Raw genomic sequence first — 13,058 nt, 5'->3', positions numbered from 1 at the left:
GTACAGCATGAGTTACATTTTTCTTCAAAAGCTTTTTATGGCGCTCATCCTAGGAGCCTTTATCGGGATCGACCGCCAGCTCAAGCATAAACCGCTTGGCCTCAAGACAAGTATGGTCATCTCGGTGGCCAGCTGCCTCATCACTATCGTGTCCATCGAATCCGTCCATAAGTATGCCATTCCCGGGACGACGACTATGGACCCGATGCGTCTGGCCGCGCAGATTATCAGCGGCGTCGGTTTTATCGGCGCCGGAGTTATTCTGCGGCGCAGCAACGAGATCATCTCCGGCCTGACTACCGCGGCGATGGTATGGGCGGCTTCGGCGCTCGGAATCGCCGCGGGCGCGGGCTTTTACAAGGAAGCGGCTACGGCGGTCGTGCTGATCATCATGGCGATCAACCTGATTCCGCTCTTCTTCAAATGGTTCGGGCCCCGCAAATTGAGCGAGCGGAACCTGGCCATTCTCATCATTGTAAGCCCCAGTGCCGACCTGTCCTACGTCATCGACGAGCTTCACCAGGAGTTCTTGAAAGTGAAGCACATCAAGATCAAGGACTTGAAGGACGAACTGAGGCAAATCCAACTGGTCGTCTCCGCGCCGGAGAAGCACCGGACCACGGTCATTTATTCCAAGATCAAGCACATCACGGACGTGGTGGCCGTTGAGGTCGAAACGATCAGCTCGTAAGTCCGCAGTAAAGGAGTTAAGCCCATGTCGTTTAACAACCAGAGGGTCCTGCCCGCTGTTCGCAAAATCAAGGATCTGGAGAAGCTGCTGACGTCTCCGTTCCAGTACATCGTGCTGCTCGACTGCCATATCGGCATGCTGAAAAGCCTTGTGGACCTGGCGAAATCTCACGGGAAAAAGCCGCTTCTGCATGTGGATCTTGTGGAGGGGCTGAAGAACGACGAGTACGCGACGGAGTACCTCTGCCAATATATCAAGCCCACCGGGCTGATTTCGACGCGTGCGAGCGTCATCATGAAGACGAAGGAGAACGGATTGCTGGCAATCCAGCGGCTCTTTCTCCTCGATTCCAGCGCTCTTCGCAAAAGCTACACGCTTCTGGAGAGGACGAAGCCGGATTACATCGAGGTCCTCCCGGGAGTCATGCCCCACATCATCAAGGAGGTCGGCGAAGCTACCGGCATCCCTATCGTTGCCGGAGGCTTGATCCGGACCGTAAGCGATGTCGAGAACGCGCTGGAGGCGGGCGCCACGGCCGTGACGACCTCGGACAGCTCGCTCTGGAAACACTACCAGGCGTGAGCCCGTTTTGGCCGTATTGCTTTCAAGTTCGGATGGAATATGGTAAAATGATCATATAAGTTCATACATTTGGTTGGAGATCAGGAGAAACCACGACAGCCGTTACGTCCAGGACGTAGCCGGCATGTTTGTGGTTTTTTTGTTTATCTCAGAGGGGAGAGCAACATGGAAACAGCTTTTTCGGGAGATACAAGAAAAGAAAACCTATGGAGAATGGAAGACCGGATATTTGACGTGCTCGTGATCGGCGGAGGCATTACGGGCGCGGGGATTGCACTCGATGCCCAGTCCCGGGGACTGAAAACGGCGCTGGTCGATATGCAGGACTTCGCGCAGGGCACGTCGAGCCGCTCGACCAAGCTTGTCCACGGAGGGCTGCGCTACCTGAAGCAGCTGGAAGTCAAGGTTGTGGCGGAAGTCGGCAAGGAGAGGGCCATCGTATACGAGAACGGCCCGCATGTAACGACGCCCGAATGGATGCTGCTGCCCTTCTATCAGGGCGGAACGTTCGGGGCTTTCTCAACGTCCATCGGCCTGCGGGTGTACGATTTCCTGGCCGGCGTGAAGAAGAGCGAGCGCCGCAGCATGCTGAGCCCGCAGGAAACGCTGGATAAAGAGCCGCTGCTCAAGGAGAAGCATCTGAAAGGCGGCGGCTACTACGTCGAATACCGTACGGACGATGCGCGTCTGACGATCGAAGTGATGAAGAAAGCCGTCGAGTTCGGCGTGCAGGCCGTGTCCTATGCGAAAGTGGAGGCTTTCGAGTATGAGAACGGACGGGTGACCGGCGTCCGCGTGGCCGACCAGTTGTCCGGCGAAACGCACCTGATCCGGGCGAAGCGGATCGTCAATGCGGCCGGACCGTGGGTGGACACTCTCCGCGAGCGCGACGGCTCGAAGAAAGGGAAGACGCTCCGTCTGACGAAAGGCGTCCACCTTGTCTTCGACGGGGAGCGGTTCCCGCTGCGGCAGGCGATTTACTTCGATACGCCCGACGGCCGGATGCTGTTCGCCATTCCGAGAGACGGCAAAACCTACATCGGCACGACCGATACGAACTATAAGGAGGATATCGCTCATCCGGTCATGACCACGGAAGACCGGACGTATATCATCCGTGCGGCCAACGAGATGTTCCCGAGCCTCCGGCTGACCGAGGGGGACGTCGAATCCAGTTGGGCCGGTCTCCGTCCGCTCATTCACCAGGAGGGCAAGGACCCGTCGGAGATCTCGCGCAAGGACGAAATCTTCGTTTCGGACTCCGGCCTGATCTCCATTGCAGGGGGCAAATTGACCGGATACCGGAAGATGGCCGAAACGGTCGTGGACCTGGTCGTCCGCCAGCTTCAGGAAGAGGGCGGCATTCAGGTGTCCGAATGCCAGACGAGAACGCTCCCCATTGCGGGCGGCGACGTAGGCGGGTCCGCCCGCTACCCGCAGTTCGTGGAGCAGAAGGTCGCGGACGGGCAGAAGATCGGGCTGACGGTGATGGAAGCCCGTCTGCTTGCCCAGCGCTACGGCTCCAACATCGACAAAGTGTATCGTCTGATCGATACGAAACGGGCAGAAGCGGAGACGTTCCGGATGCCGGACGCGCTGTTTGGTGCGCTCGTGTATTCCATCGAGCAGGAAATGACCGTGAAGCCTTCGGATTTCTTCGTCCGCCGGACGGGCGCAGTGTTCTTCAATATCAAGTGGGTGAGAGCCTGGAAAGATCCGGTGATCCATTACATGGCATCCCGGTTCAACTGGACGGAAGAGCAGCGTGCCGCTTATACCGCAGAGCTGGAGCGGGATCTGCATGACGCGACTGTGCCGATTGACGAAAAAACTCCCGAGCTTGTCCGCTGATAGCGGCAGATGAGATTAAAGGATGAAATAAGGTAGAGACTCCTTGCCGGAAGAGCCTGTCGGACAGACAGCGGTCTTTCGGGACGAGGAGTCTTTTTTGTATTTGACTGCCCCAATGAAGACAACCGCAGTATTCCTTCACCGGGGCTTTTATTGACGGCCCAGGCAATATTTGTTATAGTTCTCTCATTGAATAATTCTATAGTAGAACTATATGACAATAGAACTATATAGAAGGCACAGCAGGAATATCGAAAGGGGTTATTATGGACGAAACATTACTGTCACAGATTATCGACCGTTACGAAAGCACGATTTTTACGGTGAACCGGCGGCTCAACGCCATGATCAAGGACCGGATGCCGGAGGAGCTGACGCAGGAGCAGTACGCCACCCTCCGTTATTTGCAGGGCCGGGGTCAATGCACCTCCTCTGAGCTGGCGGAAATTTTTTGCGTCGGAAGGAGCTCCATTACGGCGATTATCACCCGTCTTGCCGACAAGGAGCTTATTGCCCGGCTGCCGGACGACAAGGACCGCAGAGTGACTTATTTGGCGCTGACGGACAAGGGAACCGCGGCCGTGAACGAAATGCGGCTTCGCATTCAGGAATTATTGGCCGGCGTGATTAAACATTTTGACGGGCAGGAAGCAATAACGTTTATAGAGACCTTTGAGAAACTGGCGGACGTTTTGGTCCAGCAGCCGGATGAGGGGAGCAGACACAAGGGATGAGAACCGTATTAAAGCTCAGATGGCTCGTATTGGTGCTGTGGATCGCCGTAGCGGCGGGTCTGATGCTGACGGCGCCGAACATGGAATCGCTGGTCCGGGAGAAAGGGCAGATTACCGTACCGGAAGGGTATTCCTCCACGAAGGCGGCCAAACTGATCGAGGAAATGAAGAAAGGCTCTCCGGAGGCGGAGGGAGAGCGGTCCTCGGTTCTCGTTTTTCACGGAACCGAGAAACTGACGCAGGCCCAGCTTGACGAGATCAAGCGCGGGGTCGACAAGCTCAAGAACGCCAAGGATTCCGCGGGCGTTAGCAGCGTGATGACGCATTTTGACAACAAGGAACTGGAAAAGCAGATGGTGTCCGAGGACGGCAAAACCGTACTCGTGCTGGTGAACACGGCCAAAGACGGCCGGGAAGCCAAAGAAGTCCGCGACGCGCTGTACGGAACCGTTTCCGACGTTAAGGTGGAGCACTATTACACCGGAAACTGGCTGATCCAGGAAGACGTGATGGCAAGCTCCCAGGAGGGGCTGAAGAAAACGGAGTATATCACCGTTATTTTCATTCTGGCCATTCTCTTCATCGTATTCCGCTCGGCCGTAGCGCCGTTTATTCCGCTTTTGACGGTGGGTTTCAGCTATCTGGTCTCGCAATCCGTCGTGGCTTTTCTCGTGAAATATGCGGATTTCCCGCTGTCGAACTTTACACAGATATTCCTCGTCGCCGTTTTATTCGGGATCGGGACCGATTACTGCATTCTGCTCATTTCCCGCTTCAAGGAAGAGCTTGCCCATTCTGGGGATAAAACGGAGGCGATTCTCGCCACGTACCGGACGGCGGGACGGACCGTATTTTTCTCGGGACTCGCGGTCCTGGTCGGATTCGCTTCCATCGGTCTCTCGACCTTCGTTCTGTACCGGTCGGCGGTTGCCGTTGCGGTCGGCGTGGCCGTGATGCTGCTTGCGCTGGTCACGCTCGTGCCGTTCTTTATGGCCGTTCTGGGCAAAGTGATTTTCTGGCCGGCCAAAGGCTCCCTGGAGCATAAACCGAGCCGCCTGTGGGGCGCCGTAGGTTCTTTTTCGTTAAAAAAACCGCTGTGGTCCCTAGCGATTCTCGCGGTCATTATCGTTCCTTTCCTGGTCGCGTACAAGGGGTCGACCTCGTTTAACTCCCTGGATGAAATCGGTGAGAAATACGATTCGGTCAAAGCGTTTAACCTGATCTCCTCCAGCTTCGGCCCCGGAGATACGCTTCCTTCGACCGTCGTCGTGAAAACCGATAAGCCGCTCGACAACTCGGAAGGGCTGGCGGCAGTCGAGCAGATCACGCGCGAGCTGGCGAAGGTCGACGGCGTGAAGAACGTCCGAAGCGTAACCCGTCCGACGGGAGAGCCGCTTGACGATCTGCAGGTATCGACCCAAGTCGACAAGCTTGAGGGCGGCATCGGCCAAAGCGGCGACGGCCTCGGAGAGATCGGCAAAGGTCTCTCCGAAGCGAGCGGCGCGCTGAGCGCCAATGCGCCTAAGCTTAACGAGGCCGCTAACGGCGCGAAGCAGCTCGTGGACGGCACGAACGCCCTCAAGACGGGCGTTGTGCAGCTCGGCGACGGGCTGGAGCGCCTGGAGGCGGGCCTGCGCAGCGGTTCCGCCGGTGCGGGAGAGCTCCGCGCGGGACTCGCGCAGGCCAAGGCAAGCGCGGATCAGCTCGCCGCGGCGAGCAATGACCTGCTTGCCGGCTATAAGCAGGTCGGCGGCGGCCTCGGCCAACTGACCCAAGCTTACGGCGACGTCGCCTCGCAGGCCTCCGGCCTGGCCCAAGGGCTTGGCGATGTCGGCAAGGGGCTGGGCGGTCTCGCGCAGAAGTACCCCGAGCTGAAGTCGGACCCCGACTTCCTCAAGACGCAGGGCGCGGTGACCCAGCTTCAGACGGGGGCGGCGCAGCTCGGCGAGGGGCTGAAGCAGCTGAACCAGCAGCTTGCCGGTGCCAACCAGGGCCTTCAGCAGGCCAACGCGGGCTTCGAGAAAGCCGCAGCCGGGCAGGCCGCACTCGCGCAGGGGCTGGCTCAGCTCTCCGACGGCATCGCCAAGCTGCAGGCCGGCATTGATCAGGCGGCCGACGGCCAGGGCCAGATCGTTGCGAAGCTGCCTGAGCTGACCAAGGGCTTCGACAAGCTGAACAGCGGGCAAAAAGAGCTTCAGCAGGGCTTCGCCCAACTGAACGGCCAGCTCGGCGAGCTGACGGGCGGCCTCGACAAGAGCGTCAACGGCTTGTCGCAAGTATCCGGCGGCCTGAAATCCGCTCAGGACTACCTGAAGGAGCTGTCGGCCGCGCCGAACAAGCAGATCAGCGGCTGGTTTATGCCGCAGGACGTCATCTCCGGAACGGAGTTCCAGCCTTCGCTTGATGCGTACATGTCCAAGGACCGCAAGATCGCGAAGTTCGAAGTCATCTTCGAAGGCAATCCGTACGAAGTCGAGACGCTGGAGCAGTCCGGCGAGCTTACGGCGGCAGTGGAACGCGCTGTTAAAGGCACTCCGCTCCAGAATGCGGCTTATGCCGTAGACGGTGTGACCAGCATGAACAACGACTTGAAAAACATCTCCGCAGCGGATTACTCGCGTACCGCGATGCTCATGCTGATCGGGATTGCGCTTATCTTGATCGTCCTGTTCCGTTCGATTGTCATTCCGATCTATCTGATTCTTTCGCTGCTGCTGACGTACTACACGTCCATGGCGATTACGGAAGTGATTTTCGTGCGGATGCTCGGATACTCGGGAATTTCCTGGGCCGTTCCGTTCTTCGGTTTCGTGATGCTGATGGCGCTCGGAATCGACTACAGCATTTTCCTCATGGACCGGTTCAAAGAATACCGCCATCTGTCTCCGCAGCAGGCGATTCTGGAAGCGATGAAAAACATGGGGACGGTCATTATGTCCGCCGCCCTCATTCTGGGCGGAACCTTTGCGGCCATGCTGCCTTCGGGCGTCATGTCCCTGCTGCAAATCGCCACAATTGTGCTGTGCGGACTGTTCCTGTACGCGCTCATCATGCTGCCGCTGTTTATCCCGGTCATGGTGCGGATGTTCGGACCGGCCAACTGGTGGCCGTTTATGGGCCGCAAAGAGCGCGGAGAAGACGCTTCTTACAGCGCCGACTCGGCTTCGAGCAGCCTGCATTAACCCAAGGAATGCAAAAAACCTCCGGATTCGCTTTATTGAAGCGAGCCGGAGGTTTTTTATAGATTTAAATTACGCACGACTAGCGCGTAGTCAATGCTCGATCCGTCATCGTTGTACATGTGCACCGTATAGACCCCGTGTACCGGCAGGTCGGGACTGCTTTTTTGATAAGTAAAAGAATGGGACTCTCCGGGCTGAAGAATCGTCTTCTCTACCTGATTTTGTCCGTTTGGATAGTTGACGCGATAAAACAGGCGTTGGGTGCCTTTGTTCTCCAGATAAAACTGAAAGCCGTCCCCGGCTTCGAAGTCGAAAAGAAAGCTGCCCTGCCCGGCTGCTGTTCCGCTTTGGTCGGCTAGTCTGACGGAAGTTTTCTTTTCCTCCTGAGTCGGAGGCTTCGCAGGGTTGGAAGCGACCGGAGATACCGTGGGAAGCTGGACGGGCGTGGAGACGGGCGCAGTCGTACCCGCCGTACTGGATGACGGCGCAACGGTTGCAGACGTTTTGCCCGTCCCGGACGAGGGCGTTACGGCCGTAGAAACCGGAGTTCCCGCGGCTTCAATTTTCTCTCCCGTGCCCATATTATCGCAGCCCGCGAGCAGAAGGAGCGTAGAAGTCAGCATAAAAACCTGTTTTTTCATCTTTAAACCAATCCTTTGTTCGAAATAACGTTCTATTTTGAAGTCATTCCTATTGATCCTATAACTTTCCAGAAGGTCTTGTCCAGTTTTCGGTCTTCAATATATTGGCGCAAAAAAAGTTGTTTTTTTAGAACCGAGAAATGAAACCATAAGGCTAGAGTCCACGTAAGGAATGGTTATCTTTAGTTTAAGGGAGTAGATTACCGAAATGGAAAGTGACAGTTATTTGTTAAACCTTTTTATGATTGCCTTATTGATTGGACTCTCCGCGTTTTTCGTGGCAGTGGAATTCGCCGTTGTACGGCTCCGGGGCAGCCGGGTGGATCAATTGATCGCCGAAGGCAAAAGCAACGCGAGAGCCGTGAAGCAGGTGCTTGCCAACCTGGACGGATATTTGTCCGCGTGTCAGCTCGGCATTACCATTACGTCTCTGGGTTTAGGCTGGTTGGGTGAACCGACGGTCGAGAAAATTTTGCATCCCGTTTTCGAATCCTTGCAGTTGCACGAATCGTTAACCGGACTGCTTTCGTTTCTTATCGCATTCATTATTATCACCTTCCTTCACGTCGTAATCGGCGAATTGGCTCCGAAAACGATCGCGATCCGCAAAACAGAGGCTGTGGCGCTGCTTACCGCACGTCCGATCATCTGGTTTAACAAAGTCATGTATCCTTTTATCTGGGTGCTGAACGGTTCCGCCAACCAGCTTGTCAAGCTATTCGGCATTAAGCCGGCAACGGAGCATGAAGAAGCGCACTCGGAAGAAGAGCTTCAGATTATTATTAACGAAAGTTTTGAAAGCGGTAAAATTAACCAGGCCGAGTACGGCTATGTAAGCCGGATCTTCGCTTTTGACAATATGCTCGCCAAAGATATTATGGTGCCCCGCACCGATATGATCTGTCTGTACGCGAATAAGAGCCGGGAAGAGAACCTGGCGATTATCAAAGAACAGCAGTATACCCGTTTTCCCGTTGTCGAAGAGAGCAAGGATAACGTGATCGGGATTGTGAATACGAAGAAATTCTTCCTGGCTTATGAGGATGACGAGGAGCTTGACGTCACCACGCTGATTCAGCCGGTCATGGCGGTTTCCGAGGTCATTCCCGTCAATGCGCTCCTGAAAAGGATGCAGAAGGAAGGCACGCATATCGCGATTCTTATCGATGAATACGGCGGCACTTCGGGTATGGTTACCATCGAGGACATTCTGGAAGAAATCGTCGGCGAAATCCGTGACGAATTCGATATGAAGGAAGAGCCGGAGATTCTGGTTAAAAGCGAGGGGCACCTCGTATTGGACGGTAAAGTGTCCGTTCCTATCGTAAACGACCGACTGCTGGTGGAGCTTGAAACCGAAAGATGGGATACCATCGGCGGATGGCTGTACGGTCATCGCGACGATCTCTCCGAAGGAGAATCCCTGACCTTTGACAACGTGAAATTTACGGTGCTGGAACGGGAGAAGAACCGGTACCTGAAGCTCGAAGTGATGCGTATAGATGATTAACGGCACGTCAGACCGTAACCGATAAATGACTGAAAGCATCCGGGTGCCGATTAAGGACTTGCGTAAAGAGTTCGATTGCTGCACGAAAGTATAGACCGGCCTCTACGGCCGCCATCATTCCAGTAACCCCCTGAGGGGACGAGGATGACCGCGGCTGTGGGGGCTTTTTTTGTTGACTTGGCTCTATGAAAAAACCTCCGGCCTCACTTCAATAAGTGAGCCGGAGGTTTTTTGTCGTGCCCCGCGGTGGTTACACCGCGTCGCGGAACTGGCTGCTGTACAGTTCGTAATAGAACCCTCCGGCGGTCAAAAGTTCTTCGTGCGTACCGCGTTCGAGAATCTTTCCTCCGTTAAGGACGAGGATAAGATCGGCGTCGCGTATCGTACTGAGACGGTGCGCAATGACGAAGCTGGTCCGCCCTTTCATCAGCAGGCTCATCGCCTCCTGGATATGCATCTCCGTCCGGGTATCGACGCTGCTGGTAGCTTCGTCCAGCACGAGGACGGCCGGATCGGCGAGAATGGCGCGGGCAATCGTGATCAACTGCCGCTGGCCGTGGCTGAGATTGCCGCCCTCGGAAGACATCAGCGTGCCGTAGCCCTGAGGAAGCTTGCGGATGAAGCCGTCGGCGTTCGCCAGTCTGGCCGCAGCTTCCACTTCCTCGTCGGTGGCGTCCAGCCGCCCGTACCGGATGTTCTCGCGGAGCGTGTCCGAGAACAGATAGGCGTCCTGGAGAACGATGCCGAGCTGGCCGCGAAGGCTGTCCTTGTCGAGCTCCCGGATATCGGTTCCGTCGATCCGGATCTCCCCTTCGTCAATCTCATAGAACCGGGTGAGGAGGTTGACGATGGTCGTTTTGCCGGCTCCGGTCGGTCCCACAAGAGCAATCGTATCCCCCGGCTTCGCGGTAAAGGAGATATCCGAAAGAATCGGGGAACCCGGCTTGTAAGAGAAGGAGACATCTTCGAAAACAACTTCACCGGCCACATTCAAAGGACGGGCGTCAGCGGAGCTGCCCTTTGTCTGTTGCGGGATGTCCGGATACTCCGTCTTCGCATCGAGTACTTCGAATACCCGCTCGGCGCCGGCAATCCCGGACTGGATCAGATTGTACTGATTCGCCAGATCGTTGATCGGGCGCGTGAACTGTTTGGAATAATTCAGGAAGCTGACAATGACCCCGAGAGTCGTCCAGCCGCTGATTACGAGCCATCCGCCGATTGCGGCGATAAGAGCGAAGCTGAAGTTGTTGACCACGTTATTGAAGGGGCCTACCATGCCCGAATAAATCTGCGCCTTCGTTCCGGCTTCCCGCAGCTCGGCGTTGATTTCCTTGAAACGGGCGGCTGTCTGGCGTTCCCGGCGCAGCACTTGAACCACTTTCTGGCCCGATATCGTTTCCTGGATAAATCCGTTCAGCTCGCCCAGGCTTTTCTGCTGGCCCTTGAAATGAGTGCGGGTCCGCCGGGAGATTTGTCCGGTTAAATAAATGGTCACCGGCACGGAAAGAAGCGTGACCAGCGTGAGCCAGATGTTCATGGACAGCATAAGTACAAGCGAGCCTGCAATCGTAATCACGCTTGTCATGAGCTGAATAACACTTTGATTTAACGTGTTCGAGACGTTCTCGATATCGTTGGTCGTGCGGCTCATCAGCTCTCCGTGCGTCCGGCTGTCGAAGAAATTCAGCGGCAGTTTCTGCAGATGAGCGAATATGTCATGGCGCAGGTTCTGCACCGTGCGCTGAGAGACGGCGGCCATAACGTACGTCTGAAACCAGGTCATTACGGAACTGAACAGATAAATGCCGAGCAGAAGAAGGCAGAGTTGCAGAAGGCCGCCGTAATCCCGCGGCATAATGTAGTCATCGACGGCCCGCCCGAGCAGGTAAGGGGCGATCAGCCCGGCGCCGGCACTGAGCACGGTCAGCAGGACGACCGCGGCCAGTCCCTTGCGCTGGCGTCCAAGATACCGGCTCAGTCTGCCGAGCGTAGCGCCCGTGTTCTTGGCGCGTACTTTCTGCGTCATGCGCGGGCCCCCGGGACCCGGACCCCGGCCGGCAGGACCGCCTACGCCTAAGCCCATCGGGGGCTCCGGCGCGGAGGAACCGTTGTCTTGAGGCTTATGCGCCATGGATGACTTCCTCCCTTCCCTGTTGGGATTTGTAAATGTCCCGGTAAACGGGACTGACGGCCAGCAGCTCGGCGTGTGTGCCCCTGGCGGCGATACGCCCGTCTTCCAGCACGAGAATCTGATCGGCGTCGACGACCGACGAGATGCGCTGTGCGATAAGCAGGCACGTACTGCGCGCCATCCGCTCTTTCAGCGCCTGCTGGATGCGGGCTTCGGTCGCCAGGTCCACCGCGCTCGTGGAATCGTCGAGGATGAGGACCGTGGGCCGGACCAGCAGGGCGCGGGCGATCGAGATGCGCTGCTTCTGGCCCCCGGAGAGATTGACGCCTCTCTGGCCGAGCAGGGTGTCGTAGCCTTCCGGCAGACCGGCGATAAACGAATGAATCTCGGCCGCGCGGGCTGCCGCTTCGATTTCCTCCTGCGTGGCGTCCGGCTTGCCGTAGGAAATGTTCTCGCGGATGGTGCCGCTGAACAGGATAGCCTGCTGGAGGACCATCCCTACGCGGCTGCGCAGGTGCTCCAGAGCGATGTCCTTCACGTCCGTTCCGTCAATAAGGACACGTCCGGCCGCAGGGTCGTACAAGCGCGGAATGAGATGGACGAGGGAAGTCTTGCCGGAACCCGTCGCTCCCAGAATGGCCAGCGTTTGACCGGGCTCGACCGTGAAGCTGATGTCCCTGAGCGCCAGCTCCCGGCCGTCTTCGTCGTAAGCGAAAGAGACGCGGTCGAAGACGACACGGCCCGCCCGGATGGCATCGGCGGAAGCGCCCGGTTTGTCCGCGATCTCCGGCTCTGCTTCGAGAACTTCATTGATACGCCCGGCGGAAGCTCTCGCTCTCGTAACAAACATCATCATCATGCCTACGGTAAGCAGGGAAGTGAGAACCTGGGTTACATAGTTAAGAAAAGCGATAAGGTCTCCCACGGGAAAAGAAAGATTCCAAGTCTGGGCGCCGCCGTACCAGAGTACGGCTACCAGACTGACGTTCATGATGAACGTCATAATGGGGGCGTTCAAAGCGATCGTCCGCGCCGCCTTCAGGGCGATATCCGTGAAATCCCGGTTTGCTTCGCCGAAGCGCTTGCGCTCGAAATCGGAACGTACGAAAGCTTTCACCACACGGATTCCGCTCAGATTTTCCTGAAGGACCGTGTTCACCCGGTCGAGCTTCTCTTGAACTTTCAAGAAGAGGGGCTGGGACACCCGGATGAGCAAGTACAGCACGAGAAAAAGAACGGGAATGGCCGCGGCCAGGATCAAAGCAAGCCGCGGATTCAGCATAAACGACATAATGACGCCGCCTATGGCGAGAAAAGGCGCCCTGACGAGGACGCGCAGGGTCATCTGAACCAGAGTCTGGACCTGCACGATGTCTCCGGTCAGCCGTGTAATGAGCGACCCCGATTTGAACTTGTCCAGATTCCGGAAAGAGAATGTCTGGGTTTTCCGGAAAAGATCGTCCCGCAGATCGGCGCCGAAGTTTTGCGAAGCGATGCTGGAGTATACGGTGCATCCGGCCCCGCCGATCAGTCCGATCAACGCCACACCGAGCATAAGCAGCCCGGTGTTTCTTATCGTGGCGAGATCCCCCGCCGCTACGCCTTGATTTACGATGTCGGCCATCAGCTTGGGCTGAAGCAGGTCCATATATACTTCAAGAAGCATCAGAAGCGGAGCGAGAACGGCCGCTTTCCAGTAAGGTTTTAAATATCGGCTCAAAGTTAACAGAGCG

General features: G+C 56.7%; 9 protein-coding genes. 6 read left to right on the top strand and 3 right to left on the bottom strand.

What is annotated here, in order from left to right; genetic code table 11:
• Positions 1-7 precede the first annotated feature (7 nt).
• The 5 genes from PCH01S_RS17685 (at position 8) to PCH01S_RS17665 (ending at position 7,040) form a co-directional block, all read left to right on the top strand.
• Positions 8-691 (top strand): MgtC/SapB family protein, encoded by a 684-nt coding sequence (locus PCH01S_RS17685; RefSeq protein ID WP_042231320.1) that lies wholly within the window; start codon positions 8-10, stop codon positions 689-691.
• A 24-nt stretch (positions 692-715) separates the two neighbouring features.
• Positions 716-1,273: a glycerol-3-phosphate responsive antiterminator gene (locus PCH01S_RS17680; protein ID WP_009675896.1), complete on the top strand. Its 558-nt coding sequence runs from the start codon at positions 716-718 to the stop codon at positions 1,271-1,273.
• Between the two features lie 165 nt (positions 1,274-1,438).
• Entirely contained in the window at positions 1,439-3,124 is a 1,686-nt protein-coding gene (locus PCH01S_RS17675; protein ID WP_042231315.1) for a glycerol-3-phosphate dehydrogenase/oxidase, read from the top strand.
• A gap of 266 nt (positions 3,125-3,390) precedes the next feature.
• Positions 3,391-3,858: a MarR family winged helix-turn-helix transcriptional regulator gene (locus tag PCH01S_RS17670; protein ID WP_042231314.1), complete on the top strand. Its 468-nt coding sequence runs from the start codon at positions 3,391-3,393 to the stop codon at positions 3,856-3,858.
• A complete protein-coding gene (locus PCH01S_RS17665; protein ID WP_042231310.1) occupies positions 3,855-7,040 on the top strand; it encodes an MMPL family transporter in 3,186 nt (1,061 codons plus the stop codon). The genes PCH01S_RS17670 and PCH01S_RS17665 overlap by 4 nt, the downstream gene beginning before the upstream one ends.
• A gap of 56 nt (positions 7,041-7,096) precedes the next feature.
• Here the strand turns inward: PCH01S_RS17665 and PCH01S_RS17660 are convergent, their stop codons facing one another.
• A complete protein-coding gene (locus tag PCH01S_RS17660) occupies positions 7,097-7,681 on the bottom strand; it encodes a hypothetical protein (protein ID WP_042231309.1) in 585 nt (194 codons plus the stop codon).
• Between the two features lie 208 nt (positions 7,682-7,889).
• On the opposite strand from PCH01S_RS17660, the gene PCH01S_RS17655 reads away from it, so the two are divergent.
• Positions 7,890-9,191 (top strand): hemolysin family protein, encoded by a 1,302-nt coding sequence (locus PCH01S_RS17655; RefSeq protein ID WP_042231307.1) that lies wholly within the window; start codon positions 7,890-7,892, stop codon positions 9,189-9,191.
• A 250-nt stretch (positions 9,192-9,441) separates the two neighbouring features.
• Here PCH01S_RS17655 and PCH01S_RS17650 read toward each other — a convergent pair whose 3' ends face one another.
• Positions 9,442-11,325 carry an ABC transporter ATP-binding protein gene (locus tag PCH01S_RS17650; RefSeq protein ID WP_053228744.1) on the bottom strand — a complete coding sequence of 628 codons (1,884 nt, stop codon included), beginning with the start codon at positions 11,323-11,325 and terminating at the stop codon, positions 9,442-9,444.
• Entirely contained in the window at positions 11,315-13,054 is a 1,740-nt protein-coding gene (locus tag PCH01S_RS17645) for an ABC transporter ATP-binding protein (protein WP_042231846.1), read from the bottom strand. Before PCH01S_RS17645 ends, PCH01S_RS17650 begins: the two co-directional genes overlap by 11 nt.
• Between the last annotated feature and the right edge of the window lie 4 nt (positions 13,055-13,058).

This window comes from Paenibacillus chitinolyticus NBRC 15660, assembly GCF_000739915.1.
Classification (GTDB): Bacteria; Bacillota; Bacilli; order Paenibacillales; family NBRC-103111; genus Paenibacillus_F; species Paenibacillus_F chitinolyticus.
This window is presented reverse-complemented; position numbering and strand designations above follow the sequence as displayed.

Excerpts from the sequence above, each read along its gene's own strand:
- PCH01S_RS17685 (WP_042231320.1), top strand. The coding sequence starts at position 8 with ATGAGTTACATTTTTCTTCAAAAGCTTTTTATGGCGCTCATCCTAGGA.
- PCH01S_RS17670 (WP_042231314.1), top strand. The coding sequence starts at position 3,391 with ATGGACGAAACATTACTGTCACAGATTATCGACCGTTACGAAAGCACG.
- PCH01S_RS17660 (WP_042231309.1), bottom strand. The coding sequence starts at position 7,681 with ATGAAAAAACAGGTTTTTATGCTGACTTCTACGCTCCTTCTGCTCGCG.
- PCH01S_RS17655 (WP_042231307.1), top strand. The coding sequence starts at position 7,890 with ATGGAAAGTGACAGTTATTTGTTAAACCTTTTTATGATTGCCTTATTG.
- PCH01S_RS17665 (WP_042231310.1), top strand. The coding sequence starts at position 3,855 with ATGAGAACCGTATTAAAGCTCAGATGGCTCGTATTGGTGCTGTGGATC.
- PCH01S_RS17680 (WP_009675896.1), top strand. The coding sequence starts at position 716 with ATGTCGTTTAACAACCAGAGGGTCCTGCCCGCTGTTCGCAAAATCAAG.
- PCH01S_RS17650 (WP_053228744.1), bottom strand. The coding sequence starts at position 11,325 with ATGGCGCATAAGCCTCAAGACAACGGTTCCTCCGCGCCGGAGCCCCCG.
- PCH01S_RS17675 (WP_042231315.1), top strand. The coding sequence starts at position 1,439 with ATGGAAACAGCTTTTTCGGGAGATACAAGAAAAGAAAACCTATGGAGA.